The following is a 21,637-nucleotide window of genomic DNA, read 5'->3' on the forward strand; positions in this document are numbered from 1 at the left end:
GAAGTGAATGACGGCTAATGGTCAACACCGCACACTTTGGCGAAATTCGCCAAAGTGTGCGGTGTTGTACATCAAAGCTGAAGTTCATTGGCTCCGATTTGGTGAGCAAACGCTCGGACAGTATTGACCAGCAAATAAGAGATCGTTAAAGGCCCAACGCCTCCTGGAACAGGAGTGATGGCGCTTGCAATTTTACTTACTGCACCGAAATCCACATCACCGACGATACCAGATTTTCCGTTACCTAAATCACGCAGGCGATTAATACCAACGTCAATCACTACGGCACCGGGCTTCACCCAATTGGCTTTCACCAAATGCGGAGACCCTGCTGCGGCCACGATAATGTCTGCAGCGCGAACTTTACCTTCGATATCGTGGCTAAGGTGGTGAACTGAGGTGACGCTACAGCCTTGCTGAAGCAAAAGCTCCGCCATAGGTTTCCCAACAATGTTGGAGCACCCAATAACAGTCGCATCCTTTCCATGAAAGTCGTCGATCACCGTCTTTAAGAGGCGCAGGCAGCCTTGAGGTGTGCAAGGAGCCAGTGCATCCTGTGCCCCCGCCATAAAGTTTCCGAAATTAAGTGGGTGAAAGCCATCGACATCCTTTTCAGGGGCAATTTCATGCAGGATTTTGCGTGCATTCATGCCATTGGGCAAGGGCAGCTGCAACAATATGCCATGGGTTTCAGGCTCTGCACTTAGGTCACGAATGACTTGAGTGAGGTCAGCTAGAGTGATGTTGGCATCAAGCGCTAGTTTCTGGCTTTCGATACCAACTTTACGGCAACGCTTGACCTTGTTGTTGACGTAGATTGTGCTTGCTGGATCATCTCCAACAACCACTACCGTTAGCTTAGGTGTTTTGCCAAAGCTGGTGTACAAGGAGGCAACAGCCTCCTTAACTTCCTCATCAATAACTGCGGCAAGGGTTTTGCCGCAGATGATTTGTGCCTGAGTCATTGTTGGAAGATCACTGTGTGATTGCCATGGATGAACACGCGACCTTCAGCATGAAGCTTCAAGGCGCGAGCGAGGACGCGTGCTTCAATATCCTGCCCACGACGAATAAGTTCTGCTGGGGTTTCTGCATGGCTGATGCGCTCTGCATCTTGTTCAATGATAGGACCTTCGTCCAGATCAGGTGTCACGTAGTGCGCAGTCGCACCAATGTGCTTCACACCACGCTCTCATGCCCGGTTAGGTTATAATGCATCGCACCTTTAAACGCAGGTAAGAAGGAGTGGTGAATATTGATGATCTTACCAAAATGTTTGGAGCTAAGCTGGTCTGACAGGATCTGCATGTAACGAGCCAGAACCACCAACTCCGCTCCAGTGCGTTCAATCAGCTCATCAAGCTTGGCTTCCTGCTCAGTTTTGCTTTCTTTATTGACTGGCCACAGGTAAAACGGAATACCCAGTCGTTCAACATCAGCACGGCTGTTGGAGTGTTTTGAAACAACGGCCTTGATCTCAATTGGCAGTTTGCCGGTTTGAACGCGATACAGAATATCAATCAGGCAGTGGTCAAACTTTGGAACCATCAGGATCGTTGGAATAACACGAGCCGTGTCTTCCAGCGAAATTTCAGCTTTGAAAGCATCTGATAACTTGTAAAGCGAGCAAAAAGGGGCTCTAGTGGAAACCTTTGGAGCCCACCCGCATTATTGATGGTAATGTGGCTACAAAACGCCTTTGCTAGCTTCTTTCAACTCAGCCAAAAGCGGTGCATTTTGGTAGCGTTCTAGCGAGAAATCACTGGCGTATTTGGGTTTTCCGTCCTCAGCTACCCACTTTGCGACCAGGTCCGCTGATGCGCAGGCTGCCATTGTGCCAAATCCGGATAGTGCAGCAACCATGAATGCGCCTTTTTCAGCACCGCTTTCTCCCATTGGTCCTATCAGCGGCCAGTTTTCTTCAGTCATTGTGTACCAACCGCCATAATGGGTCATGTTTCGAGGTAGCTTATCGTAGTAAGCCTTCAACGACGGGTTGAGGCGGGCGGCCCCGCGCAAGACAATTTCTGGAAACTGATCATTCAACACTGGTTCCCATGCTACATTCTGAGGGGTTTCATTGTAGGCCCAGCCCAGTTTCAACCAACTGCCATTGTCACCGCCATCCGGTCGACAATGGATAGCGCCGGGCATTTGCTCAGTCAGCCACTTGTACTCATCATCACCAGCTAGCCAATCCTTTTCATCTTCAGACCAGTCGATAAATTGCTCATCCAGATCAATTGAAAAAGGCAGGTTGCGGGGAATGGCTTTTTCTACGTCTTCAAATGCAATCTTTTGCTGGAAAGTATTGTAAACAGGAAGAGTCTCTCCGATCATTTCTGCAATCTTACCCGCAAATGGTCCTGCAGCATTGACAATTTTCTCTGCTTTGACACGCGTAAGGCCTTCACCGGTTTCGATCTCAAGCTCAAACCCATCTTGCTGATTTATTTGTTTGACCATACCAGTGAGGCGCCGTCCTCCCTGAGCTCTGTATTTTTCCAGCATATACATCCCCATCTGTTGGCCGGAGATGTCCCCACCACGACGAATATGCAAAACAGTTTGAATCTCCTCCGAGAAGGAAGGGAATGCTCTGCGGATCAGGTCCTGATTCTGCATTACATCCACGCCGTCGGGAGCTGATTCCCAATCTGGCTTTTCAGCAAATTTGTAGGACACACTGTCCGAGGAGCCATGGAAACGGATCAAATCGTCATGTTTATTGTCGTACCCATAACGAACTTGCTCTACCAAATCGTCTACCTGAGTTCGGCGGGTCGCCAACGCATAACCGCGTCGGTTCATATGCAAGCGGTTGTTGCTATCGCGAGCGATTTTTTCCATCAAATCAATAGAATGGTTGGTGAAGTCCACCATGCTTGGATGCGGCCACCAATTGCGATAGTTCTCACCTGACTGAGCCGATGTGAATGCCATTGGCTGGCCTTGTTCGATTAAGAGCATGTTGGTGATGTTGTGGTGTTCGGCCAGATAATAAGCAGTTGCGATACCGGCGATGCCAGCACCAATGATAGCGACCTCTGCTGAGTGTTGTGTCATTTTTCTGAATTCTTTTCGTATGGACTATTTGATGCCGACTTCGGCATAAGGTTCATTCTTATGAACTCGGCTCATCTCCATGCGCGTCAAATCCAGCGTTTGGTAAGAGCCATTGAGAGCAAGTTCAGCCAGGGCTCTTCCCACCGCCGGTGCATGCATAATGCCATGTCCGGAAAAGCCGCAGGCCGTAATGAGGTTTTCATGTCCAGGCGAATACTTGCCTATGATCATGTTTCCATCCAACAGGTTTTGTGCGTAATGTCCTGCCCAGCTCCGTTGTAGCTTGATTGCTTCGAATTTGGGCACAAGACTGGCCATCATGGGCCAGATGACCTCTTCAAAGTAATTGGCGAAAAAGCCGGAGTAAATGTCATCAATAAACCCTGGAGCAATATCAAAGCTTGGTCGCCCGCCAGCAAATCCATCTCCCTCAGGCCTAAAGAACATACCGCTTTCATCTTTAACCAAAGGAAGCGGCTCAAGTTCATGGGCACATTTCCAAAAGTGCTGGACACGGCACATCGGTACGACCGGCAGGGATGCTCCCGTCATCTCAGCCAGCTTATTGGCCCAGGGCCCGGCGGTGTTAATGAAATACTTGCCGTTAATGGTAGATCCATCCGCGAGAGCAACAGAATGAACCTCTGTTCCTGAACATTGCATGTCTGTCACACTGGAGCAAATGTAAGTGACACCCATGTGTTCTGCTGCCCTTCGAAAACCTTGCAGCGCAGCATATGGATCAATCCAACCATCATCCGGAGTGTAACACGTTAGTGCGATGTCCTGACGATCGATGCTAGGAAACTTTCTGGCCGTTTCGGCTTTGTCCATCAGTTGTATCGTAACGCCCATCGAACTTTGTAGATCAACGTTCTTGCGTAGTGTTTCCTCGCCATCTTTTCCTACAACAAACAGATATCCTTGCTCGCGAAAACTGATGGACTGCACATCCGGAATATCTGCCAGTTTTGACTCAAATCTCTTATAAAAATCAAGACTATAAGACGACATGGCAATATTTTCGGGCAAACTGAACTGCTGGCGTACTCCACCTGCCCCTTGTGGGGTTGTTGCTTCTTTGTATGAAGGATCGGGTTCTATAACCGCGACAGCCCCAGCTAGTCCGCTGCGGGCCAAGAAATATGCAGCGGCAGACCCCATAATTCCGCCGCCCATAATGACGATATCGTAATTCATTCTTCTTGCTGAGTGCTCCGCAGTGGAGGTCCCGGATGGGCCTGATAATTGGTATTACGTATTTGATGTTGACAAAAACGTATACGTTTTGCAAGTATCTAATACGTATTATTTCGGAGCATTTGATGAACTCAGCTCAAGAAGAGCTCAGCACACCTATCAAGGCTGGTAGTGCTGCTGACCCTATCTATCGTGACTTGAAATTCAAAATCATGAAGGGAACACTCGAGGGTGGGCGACCGCTGAGGCAAGACGAAATTGCCTCTGCACACGGAGTTAGCAAGATTCCTGTGCGAGAGGCATTGCGTCGCCTTGAGATTGAAGGATTGGTGGAATTTCGACCTCAAAGAGGCGCGATTGTCCGCAAGCTCTCTGCAGAAGATGTGCTGCAATTTATTGATATCAGACTGGCGCTTGAGTGCCGGGCATTGGAACTTGCAATCCCAAACATGATTGAACGTGATTTGGAGCATGCAAGATCCCTGCTGGATGACTACGCCGCAGAAACAGCCATCGAGCGCTGTTCTGATTTCAATTTGCAGTTCCATAGGTTGCTTTATGAGCCATGCGGCAACAAGCATTTGCTTGGTATGATTTCTGATCTTGAACAACGCATTGGTCCGTACATGCGCTTACAGGTGACAGAGGCTAGTGGCCTGGATCGCCCAATGCGAGAGCATCATGAGATCCTGGAAGCATGCGCGAGGGAAGACAGCACCTTTGCGGTAAATACGCTTCGAAAACACATTCAAACTACGCAAAAAGAAGTCGCTGCCTACCTTCGTCGGCGCACTGCGTAACTCTGAAACGGGCCCATGGGAGGGGTCCTTGCACAAGTGCAAAAATAATCATGAGGAGACGTCAATGAAAAATCTTTTCAAGCTAACTGTTGCAGCTGGGGCATTGGCTGCAATAGCAACCGGAGCCATCGCAGCTGAACGTAAGTTCGTAAATATTGGGACTGCTGGCATTGGTGGCGGGTATTATCCAACGGGCGGTTTCATTTGTAACATTCTGAACAAAAGCCGTAAGACGCAAGATCACAACATTCGTTGTACTGTTGAATCCACTGGTGGCTCTGTCGCTAATCTTCGTTCAATTCAATCTGGAGAGATGGACGTCGCTATTGCGCAAGCAGATTGGCAGTACCATTCGTCCAAGGGATCATCAAAGTTTGAGAAAGACGATGCCAACGATAAGTTACGTTTCCTCTTTTCCTTGCACTTAGATACAGCACATCTTGTAGCCCGCAAGGATTCTGAAGCAAAAGATTTCTCAGATCTTAAGGGGAAAGTTGTAAACATTGGCAATGCAGGTTCTGGCACAGAAGCAACTATGAACTTTGCTTTGGGTCGCTATGAAACTAATGCTGATGAGTATTATGGCCAGGCAACACGTTTGACCTCTCGCGAGCAGGCTCAAGCCTTGTGTGACGGTAAGATTGACGCGTTTTTCTACACGACAGGCATCACAGCTTCTTCAATTACAGAAGCCACAAACACCTGTGATGCAGAAGTGCTTAACTGGAATGATGAAGTCACTGCTAAGATGATCGAAGAGTTCCCGTATTACGGCGTGTCTATTGTTCCGGATGGCACTTATCGCGGCCAGGAAGGTGATCGTACGACCTGGGGGCTGCCTGCGACCTTGGTAGCTTCTGCAGATGCAGACGAAGAAGTGATCTACAACATGGTCAAAGCTGTGTTCGATAACTTCGAAGATTTCAAAAAGCAATCCACTCTCTACATCGGCGTTACTCGTGAAGGGGCTGTCAAGAACGGTCGTTCCGTTTCATTCCACCCAGGTGCAGAGCGCTACTTTCGTGAAGTCGGTCTGATCAAGTAACAGCAACTCAGCTGAACTCGATACAAGTAGCAAGAGGCGGGCAATGAATGTTGCCCGTCTTTTCATCTAGTCCAGAGAGGGGCGAATGGACCAAAAACATCAAAATGAACTGCAAGACCTGATTGCTGAAAATGATACAGGTGCACGTGATCCATCCGGGCTTGCCAAATACCTCATTTTTGCAGTGGGCTTGTTGTGGCCTCTCTACCAGCTTTACATGGCATCCCCATTGCCATTTTCGACTGGTATCGGACTTATTGACGACACACAGCAACGTGCCATCCATCTGGCTTTTGCGCTTTTTCTTGGGTTTGCGACATTTCCAGCGCTGGTTACATCTCCGCGCAAATACATTCCCTTTTATGACTGGCTCTTTGCCATCATTGCGGCCTCATGTTCTTTGTACATCGTTGTTTTTTACAGGGACGTTGTAGAGGGTTCTGGGGGTATTCGCCCAACACAGGAATTGGTGATTTCACTTGTCGGGATAGGAATGCTTCTGGAGCTCACCCGACGTGTTCTTGGATTGTCGCTTGTCGTCGTAGCACTCGTCTTCTCTTCCTATGTTTTCTTGGGCCCTGTACTGCCGGAGTTAATTTCGCATCGCGGTTTTAGTCTCAATCGTTATGTGGATCACATGTGGCTTACAACTGAGGGGGTCTTTGGCCTTCCACTCGGAGTCTCAAACTCGTTTATCTTTCTGTTCGTACTGTTTGGTGCTTTGTTGGATAAAGCCGGTGCGGGCAACTATTTTATCAAGCTGTCTTTTTCGCTCCTAGGGCACTTAAGGGGCGGTCCTGCTAAAGCCGCTGTGGTTTCGTCTGCTCTGACTGGTTTGATTTCAGGCTCTGCGATTGCCAACGTTGTCACGACGGGCACATTTACTATTCCATTGATGAAACGCATTGGCTTTTCAGGAGAAAAAGCAGGTGCGATTGAAGTGTCATCTTCGATAAATGGACAGATCATGCCGCCAGTTATGGGGGCAGCCGCATTCCTGATGACGGAGTTTGTCGGCATCACCTATTATGATGTGGTCCTGCACGCCTTCGTCCCTGCCGTGATCAGCTACATCGGCTTGTTCTATATTGTGCATCTAGAAGCCGTAAAAGCCAACATGCCAGTGCTCGCTAAGCTTCATCAAAGCACGCTAGGGCAGGCTCTTTGGAGTTTCCTGTTTGGCTTTGGCGCAATTGCTGTTGTAGCAGGTGCTGTCTATGGCTTCGCGACTTTGCTGAAACTGGTCGCAGGCGAGGCAACTATTCCTTTGGCTGCTGTCTCAATGATCATCCTTTACATTGTTCTCTTGAAAATAGCCGCCCGTTATCCTGAACTTGAAATCGATGACCCTAATGCCCCTCTTGTCACTATACCGGAACTAAAGCCTACGCTCATGGCAGGCCTCTATTACATCATTCCAATTGGAGTTCTGATTTGGTGTTTAATGGTAGAGCGCCTTTCTCCCGGCCTGTCCGTCTCTTGGGCAATTGTCGTTATGATTGCTGTTATTCTGACACAACGCCCATTAATGCAGCGTTTCAGATCTCAAACGGCAGGCAAATCAAATGATGCTTTTGCGAGAGGCTTCAGCGACCTGTTGGATGGGATGACAGCCGGTTCTCGCAACATGGTCGGCATCGCAATCGCTATGGCTGCTGCTGGCATTATCGTTGGCGTCGTCTCTCTGACCGGGCTCGGTCTGCTGATGACGCAAATTATCGATGCAGTATCAGGTGGTAATGTTGTCCTGATGCTGGTGTTTACGGCAGTGATGTGTGTTGTCCTGGGAATGGGCCTGCCAACAACAGCAAACTACATCGTTGTGGCAAGTGTTATGGCCCAACCCCTAGTGACGCTGGCTGCTCAAAACGGGCTTACAATCCCACTGTTCGCCGTACACTTGTTCGTCTTTTACTTCGGTCTGATGTCTGGCACAACGCCGCCTGTTGCAGTCGATGCTTTTGCCGGGGCTGCAGTTGCCCGCTCTGACCCTATGCGCACCTGCGTACAATCATTTTACTACAGTCTGCGCACAGCTATCCTGCCATTCATCTTTGTATTTAACCCTCAAATGCTTCTGATTGGTGTGGACAGCATTCCCTACGCTATCCTGATCATCACTATGTCCACAGTCGCTATGTTGGTGTTCGCTGCGGCTACACAGGGGTACTTCTTTGCGAAAAGTTACAGGTGGGAATCGCTTGCACTCCTATTGGTTGCATTTATTTTGCTGCGCCCTGGTTTCTTGCTCGACACGGTCAAGCCACCCTTTGAGAGCTTGAACCCCAATCAGATACTACAAGTCTCAGAGCGCGCTGAGGGTGGTGCTAACCTTCGCCTTTTGGTGGAAGGTGAGAACTTTAGCGGTGATATTGTCCAAAAAGTTGTCGCTTTCCCTCTTGGAGATCAAGGTCTTTCCGGAGAAGAGCGCTTGAGTGAGCAAACTGGACTAATGATCCGTGAGGAAGGGGACAAGGTCTGGGTGGACAATGTCGCGTTTGATAGTCCGGCGCAGAAATGGGGTATAGATTTCGATTGGGAGGTTTTGGAGTTACACAAGCCTAACAGTCGCTTTGCGAAAGAGTGGTTCTACATTCCAACGCTGCTCATTTTGGGTATTCTTGTCCTTTTCCAACTACGCCGCCGCAAAAGAAATGAAGGTAAGGAAGGGGCTTTGAGCTATGTATAACGATATCCTCGTACCTGTAGACCTTGACCACCCTGAAGTAAGTGAAAAAGCCGTTGCCACTACTTGCCAGATAGCGAAGGATTACAAGGCGGTACTACATTTTCTCAGTGTGGTTCCTCCGGTCAGCCCACTTATAGCCTCGTATTTTCCTAAGGACTATAAGTCCAGTCTCAGCGCAACTGCCAACGAGCGATTGCACACCTTCACGTCAAAGTATGTCAGTGATGACAATATCAAACTGCAACACGTGATCGCTCATAGCTCTGTTTACGATGAAATTTTGCAGATGCGTGAAGCACTAAATGCCGATCTCATTATCTTGGCTTCTCATCGTCCGGAACTAAAAGACTACCTGCTAGGCCCCAACGCCGCCCGCATAGTCCGCCACGCTCCATGCTCGGTTATGGTCGTACGAGAAGGGCGGGGGTAATATCCCAGCATCAATTTTCGCGCACATAACCTCCGGTTTGTCTAAATCAACTGTGGCTACGTTCGTCTCATGCGTACGAAGGTAGCTACTTTTCTTTCAAAAATGATTTCAACATCTACGGGTCTATAAGATTTTTCTGGTTGTTTCACTGACAGTTTAAGCAATCTATTGCGCAATCAGGTTGAGGCTCTGAAACCTCGATAATGCGTCACTACAGCCTCTTTTGCGGCCTTTTTGCGTTTTCCTCTAAGGAGAATAAGCTAGTCTGAAGGCTCTTCAGTGATGGGGAAATGCTTGGGTACACTCTGACCATTGCATTCCTTTTGTAACTCTTCCTTCAAGAGCCAACGGTTGTCTCTCACTCATGTTTTGAGAGCAAGATCTTATACTGAGATGAACTTGGATGTTTGCTTGAGTATCTGCAGTGTTGCTCCCGGCACACGAGTCTCAAAGCCGAAGTTTAAGCTTTTGCAGTGTGCTGCGGCTGCTAATGAGCGAACTTGGATAATTTGAGTGATGAACTCTAAGTGTCAAGGTCATTCATCCTCTCTCATTCACAAACGTCAAAATTGCCCGCTCCAGTTCTTGTGCTGCGGGGGATGATGGGGTGTCGGATTTTCGGATGAGTTGAATTTCGCGTTGGATGTTGGTTTCAGGCAAGGGGATGAAGCTGATTTCTTCTGAGTTGAGCATCTGTACTGTGGTTTCGGGGAGGATCGTGATGCCGACTTTGCTGCGGACCATGGCTATCAAAGATGTGATGTTGTGAACTTTTAGTCCTGCGTTTGTATGAAGTTGCTGGCAGTCGCGAATTTGGATGGACTGAGAGAGGTTGTTGGCAATCAGACGTTCATCTTGAAGGTCAGACCAACACAATTTATCTCCTAACTTCAAGAGTTTACAAGACTTGTGACACAGGATACCGAAACGATCTGAGAAGAGAGCTTGAGTGTGGAATGAAGTGGCGTGCCCTTGTGTGGATGCAATCCCTAGATCAATCCGGTCTTTTGCCAGTTCGCGGAGGATGGATGCAGAATCCATATCTCGGAGCTCGATGTGAACGTCTGGGCGCGCAGATAGAAATTGGGCGATGACTTCAGGCATGATTGTGTTTGCAACGGATGGCACGGCAGCCAGTCGCACTTTTCCGCTTTTAGCTTTTGCAAAGTTCACAATGTCCTGAACCATGCCGTCAAATTGATAAAGTTCCCGCTCTGCCTGCTCCAGAACGAAAGATCCAAGCGCTGAGAGCCGGTTCTTACGGTCGGTCTCAAACAAGGATTGCCCCAGGTTTTCTTCCAGTTGTTTCAGCATCATGGAGAGTGCAGAGGGGGTGCGCCCAAGAACCTCAGATGCATCACTGAGGTTGCCGGTTCGTGCAACTGCGACGAAGCAACGAAGCATCTCAATCTTGATCTGCATTTCAATATTCCTGAAACAAATTACAGAAATTTGATTTTGACTGAAATTGAATCATGTGTCCATAGTCTGCTCAGTAATTCTACGGGTGAATAGGCAGCAGATCACATGGTCGACACAAAACTGAACCTCATTGCAGGAAACTGGACCGCTGGCACAAGCGAAGTTGAAAACCGGAACCCATCGGATCTGAGTGATCTTGTTGGTCTGTTTGCTCAGGCGTCTGTTGACCAGTTGGAAGCGACCTTAGATCAGGCACACATTGCTCAAGTGCAATGGGCCGCTTATGGCATTGAGCGCAAATACAACGTGCTGAATGCGATCGGGACTGAGATGATGGCGCGTGCGGAGGAACTCGGTACGCTGCTTTCTCGTGAAGAGGGCAAACCTTTCGCGGAGGGTAAGGGAGAGGTTTACCGAGCGGGTCAGTTCTTCACCTACTATGCAGCTGAAACATTACGTCAGATTGGCGAAAACGCAGATTCTGTGCGGGACCGAATTGAGGTTGATGTTCGTCGAGAAGCGGTCGGTGTTGTTGCAGTTATCTCTCCGTGGAACTTCCCAACAGCAACGGCGTCCTGGAAGATTGCTCCAGCGCTTGCATTTGGAAATGCTGTTGTCTGGAAACCGGCAAATTTGACGCCTGCTTCTGCTGTCGCTCTGGCAGAGATTATTGAGCGGCAAGACATACCCAAAGGCCTTTTCTCACTGGTCATGGGCTCTGGTCGTGACGTTGGTCAACGTTTGGTTGAGAGCCCAAAGGTCGATGCGATTTCCTTCACGGGTTCTGTTCCGGTTGGCCGCGGCATTGCATCAGCAGCTGTTCAGAATTTCACACGTGTTCAGATGGAAATGGGCTCCAAAAACGCTCTTGCAGTCATGGATGATGCTGACCTTGATCTGGCTGTATCTTTAGCAATCGGAGGGGCGTTTGGCGGAACCGGGCAGAAGTGCACCGCTTCTTCCCGTCTGGTTGTCCACGAAGCCGTTCATGATGCGTTTGTTGAGAAGCTCATTGCTGGCACAAAAACCATGAAGGTTGGCCATGCATTGCAGACGGGAACTCAGATTGGTCCGGTCGTTTCTGAGCAGCAACTCAACGAAAATCTGGCTTATGTTGAGCTTGGTAAGTCCGAAGGTGCTGAGCTCGCATGTGGTGGACAACGTCTGGAGATGCCGACACAGGGTTTCTATATGTCTCCCGGTGTCTTCCTGAACTCGAACAATTCCATGAAAATCAACCGTGAAGAGATGTTTGCTCCATTGGCGGCAGTCATCAAGGTTGGCAGTTATGATGAAGCGCTCGCGACCGTTAATGACACCAATTTCGGACTGACATCAGGCATCGTGACGCAAAACCTTGCAAAGGCAACCCATTTCCGCAGAAACGCGCGTACAGGGTGTGTGATGGTTAATCTGCCGACAGCTGGTACTGACTATCACGTTCCATTTGGTGGTCGTGGAGACAGCTCATACGGCCCACGAGAGCAGGGCTCCCACGCGAAGGATTTCTACACCATCGTCAAAACCTCCTACATCTCATCCGGAGTTCCTGTGTGATGTGGATCGACAATCTTCAATATGCCAACTGGTCTGAGAAAATCTTTCGGCAAATGCGGGCAGGGGGATTAGACGCTGTTCATGTAACGATCGCGTATCATGAGAATTTTCGCGAGACAGTGCTCAATTTTGAGCAGTGGAACCGCTGGTTTGAGCAATACTCTGACCTCATTATGCCCGCTTATGTGGCCGCTGATATTGATGTTGCACGCGAAACCAACCGCACAGCAATCCTCTTTGGGTTCCAAAACCCAAGCCCGATTGAAGACGATATCGGCCTCGTTGAGATTGTGCACCGCCTTGGTGCGCGGTTCATGCAGCTGACATACAACAACCAGTCGTTGCTTGCCACAGGTTGCTATGAAGCTGAAGATACCGGCCTTACCCGGATGGGCAAACAGGTTGTCAGGGAGATGAACCGGGTCGGGCTTGTTGTGGATATGAGCCATTCTGCCGATCGGTCAACGATTGAGGCTGCGGATTACTCTGAAAGGCCAATCGCAATCACGCATGCCAATCCGTTTGATTGGGCGCCTGCACTGCGCAACAAAAAAGATGATGTCATTCGGGCTGTCGTAGAAAATGGCGGAATGCTGGGCTTCTCGCTTTATCCGCATCACCTCAAAGACAAATCGGCGTGCACGCTTGAAAGCTTCTGCACGATGATTGCGCGGACCGCAGAAAAGTTTGGTGCGCAGCATTTGGGAGTAGGCTCTGACCTTTGCCAGGACCAGCCAGATAGCATCGTGGAATGGATGCGCATGGGGCGTTGGACAAAAGAGACGGACTATGGTGAGGGCTCGGCGAGCGCACCGGGTTTCCTGCCAATGCCTACATGGTTCGAGAGCAACAAAGATTTTGGCAACCTTGAAAGAGGTTTGCGAACTGTCGGTTTCAATGAGGAGGAAATTGCAGGGATCATGGGCCGAAATTGGTACTGCTTTTATGAAAGCAGTTTTCACGCAGCACCAGCCGAAAAGAGGTTGCTTAACTCACCCCCATCGGAGTTGAAGAAGAACTGTTCAGCTTAACTGAACATGCTGCATTGCCGTCACCAGGGAGGGAAACATGACGGACATTACCAAGCAATCTGTAGAGGACGCTAACGATACCAATATGCCGCTGCTTGCGATTACAGGTGGCTTTATCGTGCTCTTCTGCTTAGTCGCACTCATCAATCTCGATGTATTATCGGCATTTGTTGATTGGGGCTTCAATATTTCAGCAACATACTTCGGCTTGTTTTGGCAGGTATTACTTCTGTCGACGTTTCTATTGGGCTTGATCCTTTGTGTATTGCCGGGCGGCAAGGCAATTATGGGCAACCTGGCAAAGCCAGAGTTTACTGTCTTCCAGTGGGGCGCAATGATCATGTGCACCCTGCTGGCTGGTGGCGGTGTCTTCTGGGCTGCGGGTGAGCCAATGGCGCACTTCCTGTCATCGCCTCCACTGTTTCGCGCAGAAGCCGGCACGGATGCTGCCGTGGATGCAGCCATGGCACAAAGCTTTATGCATTGGGGCTTTTTGGCCTGGGCGATCCTTGGTTCATTGAGCACCGTCATGCTGATGCATTATCACTATGAAAAGGGATTACCACTCGCCCCCCGGACATTGCTTTACCCGGTATTCGGTGACAAAGCGATCAACGGTCCAATTGGCCTCATAGCAGATGCATCAAGTATCATTGCTGTTGTTGCTGGAACCGTGGGTCCGATTGGTTTCCTTGGGTTGCAGGTTAGCTACGGTCTGAGTGATTTGTTCGGCATTCCAGATGGGTTTACAACACAAGCTGTCGTGATTGCTGGCCTAGTGGCAATCTATACGATTTCAGCCATCTCGGGTCTCTCCAGAGGTATCCAGCTTCTAAGCCGCCTGAATGTCATTCTGGCTGCTGGTTTGCTGCTTTTCGTCTTGCTCGCTGGCCCAACAGCCTTCATCTTCAACAGCTTCTTTTCAGGATTTGCAACATATCTTGGCAACTTCTTCGGCATGGCGCTCTATCGCGGTGAAGCTGGTGTCTTTGGTGAGCCGGGGTGGCTTGGCTGGTGGACTGTGTTCTTCTGGGGCTGGTTCATGGGATATGGTCCGTTGATGGCAATGTTCATCGCGCGTGTCTCTCGTGGCAGATCCATTCGCTCTATTGTGATCATGCTGTCCATTGTCGCGCCAATTGTTACAAACTTCTGGTTCACTATTGTTGGCGGTTCAGGAATTGCATTTGAACTTCAGCAGGCTGGGTCAATCGCGACTGCTTTTGAAGGCTTCAACCTTCCAGCTGCACTCTTGGCGATCACGCAGCAGCTTCCGCTTGGCTTCTTTGTCTCTATCCTCTTCTTGGTTTTGACAACGATTTTCGTGGCCACAACGGGTGACTCCATGACCTACGTCATCTCTGTCACTATGTCCAAGAGCGGTACACCATCTATGGCAGTCCGTGTGTTCTGGGGCATTGCAATGGGCATGATGGCAATAATCCTGATTTCTGTCGGGTCTGGTGGGGTTTCAAAGTTGCAGAGCTTTATCGTCATCACTGCAGTACCAGTATCCTTGCTACTCATTCCGTCACTTTGGGATGCATTGCGCATCACAATAGCGAAAGGAAGAGACAGCTAAGCAAATTGCCCGAGCACGTATATCCAATACAGCTCGGGCAATCTAAGCTTCGGATTGTCCAGAGGATGAGATGATTATGAGTGTTTGTGAAACCGATGCAATCCAGCTGCGTTCACCAGATAAGGTGATGAAGTTGAGCCGGCTCGGTTCAATCCATCAATCGCGCCTGTCCTTCATGCGTATTCTTTTAAGACGTATGCAGAATGAGAACTGGCGATTTGACCGACCTGTCTTTGACATTGATGAAAGTGGTGTCGGGCATGCTGTCTATTGCGCTCATGGTCCGGACCGAACCTACTCTCTTGTTGCCTTCTCGCATGACCTGCCAGCCGAGAAGCGATCAGATCGCGTGATTGCGGATGCTTGGGATGCAACGTTCACTCTTTTTGACGGCTCTCCGACACCTGAGGATATTGAACGTCTTTCTCGCAACGTACCCTTGCAAGAGGCTGGGCGCATTTGTGAGACTGAACTGTCGCTGTCACGCGCCAACCGCTCAACGCGTTTGTGGGAACACATCGTGGAGGCTCTGGCAGAGGGAGAGCAGCCGGATCTAGAGAAGATCGAAGCCGTCGGCTATCTCATGCGCACCACCGCTGTTTATGGGTCAGGCAAGTTTGGGGCGGCTGATCGCGAAATGATCGCGGACCGTCCTGAGTTCCGAAGTCCGTTCCAGGTGGAGATGCTTTCCGTCTTTCTGACACGCGCGTTTGTACGCGACCTTGTCGAGCATATGGCGCGGATGAAGGGGGGAAGCAAAGCTATAAAGTTGGATCCTGCTATCGCTCGTTCTATGGGCATCGGGAACTCGACCGGGCTGGGAATGGCACCGTTTCTGCTCAATCACCCTGTGCTGTTTAACAACTGGATTGCCGCAAGGGAACAAGCTGCTGCGCGCGTACGTGCACTCCCTCAGGCAAGTGAACAAGAGATTGAACTCTTTCGTGAGTTGCTGGAACGCAGCATTTTATTGACGGAGACCTGGACAACAGACCATCAGGTCCAGTCTGAAAAGATTGAAGGGCTCAAGCGTGATCTCGTCGTGTTGCAGCAGCAAGTTGGGACACTCTCTGAAACCAGTGACCATCTCTGGAGCCAGCTAAATGCCTGGGCAGAAAAAGAACTGTCTCTGGAAGGGCAGGAGTGCCTGACTTCTTTGATGCTGGAACCTTATGGCGCCCTTGTTGATGATCTGGCAAACACCATGGCCGCTGACAACACGCCAACATTCCGCATAGCCGGCGCAATGACACTTGGTGATCTGCGAGGGGTTCTTGAGCGTGTCTATGGCTGGGTGTTGGAGATTGATTGGAGCGATCAGCAGAATAGAGCAAAGGCTTGGTACGTCTCTGAGGAAAAGCTGGAGCCGCGTCTGGGTGAACGCTTTGAAGAGCCGATTGAAGAATATGAGCAGCCTTTAGCGCCCGGGCGAGATGCAGCTGCGCTTTATCAAGCTCTGGGCCACTGGCCAGAAGACAAAAACATCGCTCAATTTCTGTTGAGGCATCCTGAATACCGTCACATCGTTCGCCGCGCTCAGATTGTCAATCAGGCACCCTATGCTGAAATCCGCGATAACACGATCGCCAGTGATATCCTGCCTATCGATATGCTGAGATGTAAACTGGCCTTTTTCGGTGCAGTGCAATTCGATCCGCGCTCTGATCGTTGGGTGCGCATCAACATGTATGCGAACGCGCCTTATCCGGAGGAGTTGGTGTCACAAACCGATGATTTCTGGGTCTATCCAGCACTGCGTAAGGGCAACTAGATGAGTTATTCTCTCAATGAAATCGAAGCGATGTGCAAGCGTGCTTCTCGCGGTGCAGGATTGCCATGGGGCTTATGTGAGGAGGCCGCCAAAGGAACGCGCTGGCTCGCGTCCTTTGGATTTCCTGGACCGGATTTGCTGGTCTCACTCTTAGAGTTGAATGACAGGCTGCCAGCGGTTGATCTGTCTCCAGTGGCACTTCAAGGCATCTGGCGTGCTCCAGCGGGCAGGCTAAGCCCACTCATTGCAGGCGCAGCGATGAGTGACTGTGCGATCAAAATGGAGCTGGGCAATATCATAACAATGCTGGAAGTTGACTACCCGTTGCTGGTTGTTCCTTTCGCGTCCGGTGCAGCCCTTCGTCTTGGTCAGCCAGTTGCTGTGGAGTGGGAAGGTACGCGCATGGTTACCAATGGCAAGGAACTCTGCGTTCAGGGCAATTCTGAGGCAATTTTATCTTCTCACGCGAAACGAGTTGAATGCTCAGCGCCAGCACAAATGCTCTCGCAAAGCAAACCTATCCATCGAGCGGTTGTTGGGGATGCATGTTGGATGCGGCTTGGAGCATTTGCACAGCGAACCTTTGCTCCGGCGACAGAAACATCCCGCCTACGTGGAGCTGGAGCTGGTTTGACAGACAACGACTAACCAGCCGTTGCTCCTAAATCTCAAAATCACGAAATCCGATGCAAGAGATCAGGTGTTTGATGAACACGCTGACTGATAAAAACTGGAGTAAAAATGAGCTCAGAACTCAAAAAACTAGGCGGTTCCAAGCGCTTTTCTGCAATCGCAATTCACAATGATGTTGTTCACTTGGCAGGTCAGGTGTCTCAGCTGGTTGAGGGTGACATCACCGAACAGTCAAAAGACGTTTTTGCAAAAGTTGACAGCTTGCTTGCTGAGGCAGGGACAACTCGTGAAAACGTGTTTTCCGTCCAGATCTGGCTAGCGGACATGCGTGAATATGATGGGATGAATAACGTCTGGGATGAGTGGGTCGCTGATCTCAACGCAGCCCCAACACGAGTTTGCGTCGAGGCCCGCATGGCAAAACCTCACTACAAAATCGAAGTTCTGGTGCTCGCAGCGCTTTGAAGACAGACCCAAACAGAGCAATGCCCTGTTTGGGTAATTTAAACGGTTAAAGAGGCAAGGCGCCTTCCCAGATGATTTTTCTGTAACGTTCAGGATTGGTGTCGCCCTCGGTGTTGAAGATCAACACAACACTCTCTTCGTTGATACCAGCTTTTTGTGCCAGTTCGGCGTACTCTGCTTTTGACTTCATCGCGTAAAGCAGGCCGATGTTCAAAGCACCGGACTCGCCGCCTGTGATCGCAGGGTCCCCTTTGAGTGGGTTACCAAGAATGCGCATGCCGGTGGCGGCAATGTTATCTTCTGCTGAGATGAAATGATCGCCGCAATCTCTTAGGATTGGCCATGTGATTGGATTTGGTTCGCCGCAGGCAAGACCAGCCATAATGGAAGTCAGGTCACCCTCAACCGCAGTCATCTCACCATTTTCGCTGGAAACAGATTGATAAAGGCAATCTGCAGCGCGCGGCTCGCTGATCACAGACGTGAAGTTCTCAGGTCCGTACGCATCAGCAAGATAGCCCAGAACACCGCCTGCCATAGCTCCGACACCTGCCTGAAGCATAACGTGAGTTGGGTGAGCATCATCCAGCTTGGCGAGTTGGTCAGCTGCTTCTCCAGCCATCGTCATGTAACCCTGGGAGATCCAGGTTGGTATCTCTTCGTAGCCATCCCAGGCAGTGTCCTGAACAAGCTCCCAGCCGTTCTCTTCGGCTGTTTTATTCGCTAGTCGAACGGTGTCATCGTAGTTCACATCGCTCACAATGCAGTCTGCACCCAAACCTCGGATGCGCTCGACAGCTGACTGAGGTGAGCCTTTGGGCATGTAAACAACAGCCTTTTGTCCCATAGCGCGTGCAGCCCATGCGACACCGGTGCCATGGTTGCCAGCAGTTGCTGTTGTAAAGACCATCGGCCGCTCAAACTTTTGCGAGACAGTCTGCAGGTCGATCTCAGAAATATCGAGATCAAGCTTCTTCGCAAGCAAGCGGCCAAGGGCATAGGAGCCACCCAGGACCTTAAAGGCATTTAGTCCGAAGCGATGAGACTCATCCTTCACGTAAATCGCCTTCACACCCAGTTCTTCAGCTAAGGCAGGAAGACTGGTGAGCGGAGTTGGCTCATAGCCTTGAATCTGACTATGAAACTCACGTGTTTTCTCTGCAACCTGGTTGGTGAACAGTGGACTGGTTTCACCTGTGCGAAAACGATTGCTGCGTATCTTAAGCATCTTGATCTCTTCAACAGCTTGGGCAGGGGGAGGAGAGCTGCGCTCGAAGAGAGTGGGGGAACTCAATCTAAGAGCGCAGCAACAATTGTGTCGTGCAGCTTATTTGACGTACGCGATTGCTTCGACTTCAACCAGCGCGTCTTTCGGCAGACGGCCTGCCTGAATGCAAGAACGTGCAGGTGCACCTTCAGTGCCAAAGACTTCCGTGTAGACTTCGTTAAATGCTGCAAAATCTTCCATTTTAGCGAGGAAGCATGTGGTCTTCACCACGCTGTCGATACCAGCACCAGCCTCTTCCAGCACAGCCTTCAAGTTGGCCAGTGACATTCTGGCCTGCTCAGTGATGCCACCTTCAGGAAAGGCCATTGTTTTTGGATCAAGCGGCAATTGACCAGAGGTGAAAACGAGGTTTTCCAAAACAGTTCCCTGAGAATACGGTCCGATTGCAGCTGGAGCGTTTTCTGTCGCAACTAATTTTTTCATTCTACTTACTCTTTGCTAGTGATCTGAGTTTTTGATTCTCGGATGTACTTGTAGATGGCGTGTCGCGTGATCCCGAGATTTTCCGCCACAAGTACGGTTGCTTCTTTGAACTCAAAGATGTCGCGTTCAAGAAGCAATTTGGTGACAGCCTTGTTTTTGGCTTTCTGTGTCACCGATGGGTCTGCCTCCACATCTTTGATCGCCTGTTCCAGAGCACCCAAAATGACCTCAGTTGAGTTGGTGCTGAAGCGCTCTGGTGTGGTTTTTTCTGCAACCTCAGCAGCATCTGGAGTGAACGTGCTGATGATCTCTGAGAAGGGCAGGGATAGATTGATGTTCAGGCAGAACAAACCGATGGGTTTGCCTGAAGCACCAAGAATTATGGTCGTTGCTGATTTAAGCAACTGCCCTTCAGCATTGTGCGTGAAGTAGGCTTTCGGCGTCAGATTGCCTGTCTCCTGATAAACCCGCAGCATTTTCAAACCGAGGTCTGTTATGGGAGATCCGATTGTTCGGCCCGTCATGTGCCCGTTGACGATCTTGGCGACAGACGTTTCAAGGTTTTTGAGAGAATGCACCACAACCTCACAGTGTGGTCCGATCAAATCTGCGACTGTCTCTGCAATGCGGAAGTAGTTTGCAAGACGATCATCATCATCTTCAAAGAGACATTCTACATTTGTGAAGTCATTGAGGTCGATCATAACTGTTTTCTCAAGGCTCGCCTGAATGCGTAATAGGTTCCTTGTGTTGGTAACCACGTTTCCCGGTGTTTGCAACGAAAAGTTCACTTCATTTAACTGTAAAAGCCGATTTTGAGCCAAAATACGTAGTGATACGGGTTTTTTATCCACTAAAGAGGACGGAAATTCAGAAATATATATGTATGAACGCCTATTGCAGTCTAATATTGTTGACTGAAATGATATTGTATTAAATATGTAACTCAAAGACTGGTTGAACCCATTTGCGTTCAAAATTTGCAATTTCGGGTCCGGCCACTCTGTCATAAAACGGGAGCACATCATGTCAGAGTTTTCTTTGAGGGGCTTTGAAGTTTCAGAATTTGAAAGCCGGACAGCACGCCTGCAAAAGGTGATGCATGAGCAAAAAGTGGACGCTGTCCTTTTCACGACAGAACCAAATGTCCGCTACTTCTCTGGTTTTTTCACTCAGTTTTGGCATAGTCCAACACGTCCATGGTTTCTGATTGTGCCTCTTGAAGGCAAGCCAATCGCGGTGATTCCAGAGATTGGCGCCACTGGAATGGCGGCAACATGGATTGATGATATCCGTACCTGGGCATCACCTTGCCCTGAAGATGATGGCATCTCTCTGGTTGCCAAAGCCATGAATGACCTGCCTAAAAAGTACGGTTGTGTGGGTGCAACGCTCGGCATTGAATCCTATCTACGCATGCCAACAAATAACTTCCTGGAATTGCGCGATAAGGTTGAGTCAAAATTTGTTGACGTTGCGCTTGCAATTCACAATCTTCGCCAGATCAAGTCTGCGGCTGAAATCAACAAAACCCGCCAAATCTGCCGTATCACCAATCAAGCCTTCGACCTCATTCCAAACTACGCAAAAACTGGAATGACCGAGCGCGAAATCTGCAAGCAGTTCAGAATTGACATGCTCACGGCAGGTGCGGATGAGTGCCCTTACATTATCGCAGGGTCCGGTCCTGATGGCTATGACAGCATCATCATGGGCCCAACGGACCGCGTGCTGAATGACGGTGATGTTCTCATCATCGACACAGGTGCAGTCAGAGATGGTTACTTTTCGGATTTTGACCGCAACTGGGCGTTCGGCTCTGCAAGTGAAGAGACGCTTGCTGCTTATCGCGCAACATGGGAAGCAACAACCAAAGGCTTTGAAGCCGCCAAACCGGGCAACACGACCACAGACATCTACAATGCAATGTGGAGTGTTCTGGAAGCTGCCGGTGCTCTTGGCAATGACGTAGGCCGCATTGGCCACGGTCTTGGCATGGAGCTGACAGAGCGCCCATCTCACACAGCAACCGACAACACTTTGCTTGTGCCGGGTATGGTTCTGACTTTGGAACCGGGCATGAACTACGCGCCAGGAAAGCAGATGGTTCATGAGGAAAATATCGTCATCACAGAAGACGGTGCAGAGTGGCTTACCGAGCGTGCTGCGCCAGAAATGATCATCATTAAATAACAAGCATGAGCCGTCCCCTCGGGGCAGGGAGACGGCTTCCCT

The 21,637-nt window shown here is 49.8% G+C and carries 20 protein-coding genes; 11 read left to right on the forward strand and 9 right to left on the reverse strand.

The window, feature by feature from the left end; genetic code table 11:
• Positions 1-71: 71 nt before the first annotated feature.
• The 5 genes from PsAD13_RS09645 to PsAD13_RS09665 form a co-directional block, all read right to left on the reverse strand.
• Positions 72-965, reverse strand: coding sequence for a bifunctional 5,10-methylenetetrahydrofolate dehydrogenase/5,10-methenyltetrahydrofolate cyclohydrolase (locus PsAD13_RS09645; protein ID WP_063317999.1), 894 nt, complete (start codon positions 963-965; stop codon positions 72-74).
• Complete coding sequence (locus tag PsAD13_RS28485) at positions 962-1,183, reverse strand: formyltransferase family protein (RefSeq protein WP_063318000.1); 222 nt, start codon at positions 1,181-1,183, stop codon at positions 962-964. The genes PsAD13_RS09645 and PsAD13_RS28485 overlap by 4 nt, the downstream gene beginning before the upstream one ends.
• Complete coding sequence (locus PsAD13_RS28490; RefSeq protein ID WP_063318001.1) at positions 1,180-1,548, reverse strand: formyltransferase family protein; 369 nt, start codon at positions 1,546-1,548, stop codon at positions 1,180-1,182. Before PsAD13_RS28490 ends, PsAD13_RS28485 begins: the two co-directional genes overlap by 4 nt.
• 138 nt (positions 1,549-1,686) lie before the next feature.
• Entirely contained in the window at positions 1,687-3,066 is a 1,380-nt protein-coding gene (locus PsAD13_RS09660; RefSeq protein ID WP_063318002.1) for an FAD-dependent oxidoreductase, read from the reverse strand.
• Between the two features lie 24 nt (positions 3,067-3,090).
• Positions 3,091-4,266, reverse strand: coding sequence for an FAD-binding oxidoreductase (locus PsAD13_RS09665; RefSeq protein ID WP_063318003.1), 1,176 nt, complete (start codon positions 4,264-4,266; stop codon positions 3,091-3,093).
• A 125-nt stretch (positions 4,267-4,391) separates the two neighbouring features.
• Here PsAD13_RS09665 and PsAD13_RS09670 point away from each other — a divergent pair, with 125 nt between their 5' ends.
• The 4 genes from PsAD13_RS09670 (at position 4,392) to PsAD13_RS09685 (ending at position 9,230) form a co-directional block, all read left to right on the forward strand.
• Entirely contained in the window at positions 4,392-5,066 is a 675-nt protein-coding gene (locus tag PsAD13_RS09670; protein WP_063318004.1) for a GntR family transcriptional regulator, read from the forward strand.
• 64 nt (positions 5,067-5,130) lie between these two features.
• Positions 5,131-6,111 (forward strand): TAXI family TRAP transporter solute-binding subunit, encoded by a 981-nt coding sequence (locus PsAD13_RS09675; RefSeq protein ID WP_063318005.1) that lies wholly within the window; start codon positions 5,131-5,133, stop codon positions 6,109-6,111.
• A gap of 85 nt (positions 6,112-6,196) precedes the next feature.
• A complete protein-coding gene (locus PsAD13_RS09680) occupies positions 6,197-8,800 on the forward strand; it encodes a TRAP transporter permease (protein ID WP_063318006.1) in 2,604 nt (867 codons plus the stop codon).
• Complete coding sequence (locus tag PsAD13_RS09685) at positions 8,793-9,230, forward strand: universal stress protein (RefSeq protein WP_063318007.1); 438 nt, start codon at positions 8,793-8,795, stop codon at positions 9,228-9,230. The genes PsAD13_RS09680 and PsAD13_RS09685 overlap by 8 nt, the downstream gene beginning before the upstream one ends.
• A 540-nt stretch (positions 9,231-9,770) precedes the next feature.
• Here the strand turns inward: PsAD13_RS09685 and PsAD13_RS09690 are convergent.
• Positions 9,771-10,652 (reverse strand): LysR family transcriptional regulator, encoded by an 882-nt coding sequence (locus PsAD13_RS09690; RefSeq protein WP_063318008.1) that lies wholly within the window; start codon positions 10,650-10,652, stop codon positions 9,771-9,773.
• Between the two features lie 105 nt (positions 10,653-10,757).
• Between PsAD13_RS09690 and PsAD13_RS09695 the strand changes: the two genes are divergently transcribed.
• The 6 genes from PsAD13_RS09695 (at position 10,758) to PsAD13_RS09720 (ending at position 17,691) form a co-directional block, all read left to right on the forward strand.
• A complete protein-coding gene (locus PsAD13_RS09695) occupies positions 10,758-12,209 on the forward strand; it encodes an aldehyde dehydrogenase family protein (protein WP_063318009.1) in 1,452 nt (483 codons plus the stop codon).
• The gene (locus PsAD13_RS09700) at positions 12,209-13,240 is read left to right on the forward strand and encodes a membrane dipeptidase (protein ID WP_063318010.1); all 1,032 of its coding nucleotides are present in this window, start codon (positions 12,209-12,211) and stop codon (positions 13,238-13,240) included. The genes PsAD13_RS09695 and PsAD13_RS09700 overlap by 1 nt, the downstream gene beginning before the upstream one ends.
• A gap of 37 nt (positions 13,241-13,277) precedes the next feature.
• The gene (locus PsAD13_RS09705) at positions 13,278-14,822 is read left to right on the forward strand and encodes a BCCT family transporter (protein ID WP_063318011.1); all 1,545 of its coding nucleotides are present in this window, start codon (positions 13,278-13,280) and stop codon (positions 14,820-14,822) included.
• A 76-nt stretch (positions 14,823-14,898) separates the two neighbouring features.
• Complete coding sequence (locus PsAD13_RS09710; protein WP_244275133.1) at positions 14,899-16,593, forward strand: hypothetical protein; 1,695 nt, start codon at positions 14,899-14,901, stop codon at positions 16,591-16,593.
• Entirely contained in the window at positions 16,594-17,241 is a 648-nt protein-coding gene (locus PsAD13_RS09715; RefSeq protein WP_063318013.1) for a DUF3726 domain-containing protein, read from the forward strand.
• 93 nt (positions 17,242-17,334) lie between these two features.
• Positions 17,335-17,691 carry a RidA family protein gene (locus PsAD13_RS09720; RefSeq protein WP_057462235.1) on the forward strand — a complete coding sequence of 119 codons (357 nt, stop codon included), beginning with the start codon at positions 17,335-17,337 and terminating at the stop codon, positions 17,689-17,691.
• Positions 17,692-17,737: 46 nt separating this feature from the next.
• Here the strand turns inward: PsAD13_RS09720 and dpaL are convergent, their stop codons facing one another.
• The 3 genes from dpaL to PsAD13_RS09735 form a co-directional block, all read right to left on the reverse strand.
• Positions 17,738-18,919 (reverse strand): diaminopropionate ammonia-lyase, encoded by a 1,182-nt coding sequence (gene dpaL, locus PsAD13_RS09725; RefSeq protein WP_063318014.1) that lies wholly within the window; start codon positions 18,917-18,919, stop codon positions 17,738-17,740.
• Positions 18,920-19,018: 99 nt separating this feature from the next.
• Complete coding sequence (locus PsAD13_RS09730; protein WP_057464574.1) at positions 19,019-19,402, reverse strand: RidA family protein; 384 nt, start codon at positions 19,400-19,402, stop codon at positions 19,019-19,021.
• A gap of 5 nt (positions 19,403-19,407) precedes the next feature.
• The gene (locus PsAD13_RS09735) at positions 19,408-20,106 is read right to left on the reverse strand and encodes a PAS domain-containing protein (RefSeq protein WP_063318015.1); all 699 of its coding nucleotides are present in this window, start codon (positions 20,104-20,106) and stop codon (positions 19,408-19,410) included.
• A gap of 322 nt (positions 20,107-20,428) precedes the next feature.
• On the opposite strand from PsAD13_RS09735, the gene PsAD13_RS09740 reads away from it, so the two are divergent.
• Entirely contained in the window at positions 20,429-21,595 is a 1,167-nt protein-coding gene (locus PsAD13_RS09740) for a Xaa-Pro peptidase family protein (protein WP_063318169.1), read from the forward strand.
• Positions 21,596-21,637 lie beyond the last annotated feature (42 nt).

The sequence above is a fragment of the Pseudovibrio sp. Ad13 genome (genome assembly GCF_001623225.1).
In the GTDB taxonomy this organism is placed as follows: Bacteria; Pseudomonadota; Alphaproteobacteria; order Rhizobiales; family Stappiaceae; genus Pseudovibrio.

Bases quoted from the DNA above. Each gene is read 5' to 3' on its own strand.
- PsAD13_RS09670 (WP_063318004.1), top strand. From the start codon at position 4,392: ATGAACTCAGCTCAAGAAGAGCTCAGCACACCTATCAAGGCTGGTAGT.
- PsAD13_RS09700 (WP_063318010.1), top strand. From the start codon at position 12,209: ATGTGGATCGACAATCTTCAATATGCCAACTGGTCTGAGAAAATCTTT.
- PsAD13_RS09740 (WP_063318169.1), top strand. From the start codon at position 20,429: ATGTCAGAGTTTTCTTTGAGGGGCTTTGAAGTTTCAGAATTTGAAAGC.
- PsAD13_RS09715 (WP_063318013.1), top strand. From the start codon at position 16,594: ATGAGTTATTCTCTCAATGAAATCGAAGCGATGTGCAAGCGTGCTTCT.
- PsAD13_RS09660 (WP_063318002.1), bottom strand. From the start codon at position 3,066: ATGACACAACACTCAGCAGAGGTCGCTATCATTGGTGCTGGCATCGCC.
- PsAD13_RS09730 (WP_057464574.1), bottom strand. From the start codon at position 19,402: ATGAAAAAATTAGTTGCGACAGAAAACGCTCCAGCTGCAATCGGACCG.
- PsAD13_RS09720 (WP_057462235.1), top strand. From the start codon at position 17,335: ATGAGCTCAGAACTCAAAAAACTAGGCGGTTCCAAGCGCTTTTCTGCA.
- PsAD13_RS09665 (WP_063318003.1), bottom strand. From the start codon at position 4,266: ATGAATTACGATATCGTCATTATGGGCGGCGGAATTATGGGGTCTGCC.
- dpaL (WP_063318014.1), bottom strand. From the start codon at position 18,919: ATGCTTAAGATACGCAGCAATCGTTTTCGCACAGGTGAAACCAGTCCA.
- PsAD13_RS28490 (WP_063318001.1), bottom strand. From the start codon at position 1,548: ATGGTTCCAAAGTTTGACCACTGCCTGATTGATATTCTGTATCGCGTT.
- PsAD13_RS09685 (WP_063318007.1), top strand. From the start codon at position 8,793: ATGTATAACGATATCCTCGTACCTGTAGACCTTGACCACCCTGAAGTA.
- PsAD13_RS09710 (WP_244275133.1), top strand. From the start codon at position 14,899: ATGAGTGTTTGTGAAACCGATGCAATCCAGCTGCGTTCACCAGATAAG.
- PsAD13_RS09675 (WP_063318005.1), top strand. From the start codon at position 5,131: ATGAAAAATCTTTTCAAGCTAACTGTTGCAGCTGGGGCATTGGCTGCA.
- PsAD13_RS09705 (WP_063318011.1), top strand. From the start codon at position 13,278: ATGACGGACATTACCAAGCAATCTGTAGAGGACGCTAACGATACCAAT.
- PsAD13_RS09680 (WP_063318006.1), top strand. From the start codon at position 6,197: ATGGACCAAAAACATCAAAATGAACTGCAAGACCTGATTGCTGAAAAT.
- PsAD13_RS09645 (WP_063317999.1), bottom strand. From the start codon at position 965: ATGACTCAGGCACAAATCATCTGCGGCAAAACCCTTGCCGCAGTTATT.
- PsAD13_RS09735 (WP_063318015.1), bottom strand. From the start codon at position 20,106: ATGATCGACCTCAATGACTTCACAAATGTAGAATGTCTCTTTGAAGAT.
- PsAD13_RS09690 (WP_063318008.1), bottom strand. From the start codon at position 10,652: ATGCAGATCAAGATTGAGATGCTTCGTTGCTTCGTCGCAGTTGCACGA.
- PsAD13_RS09695 (WP_063318009.1), top strand. From the start codon at position 10,758: ATGGTCGACACAAAACTGAACCTCATTGCAGGAAACTGGACCGCTGGC.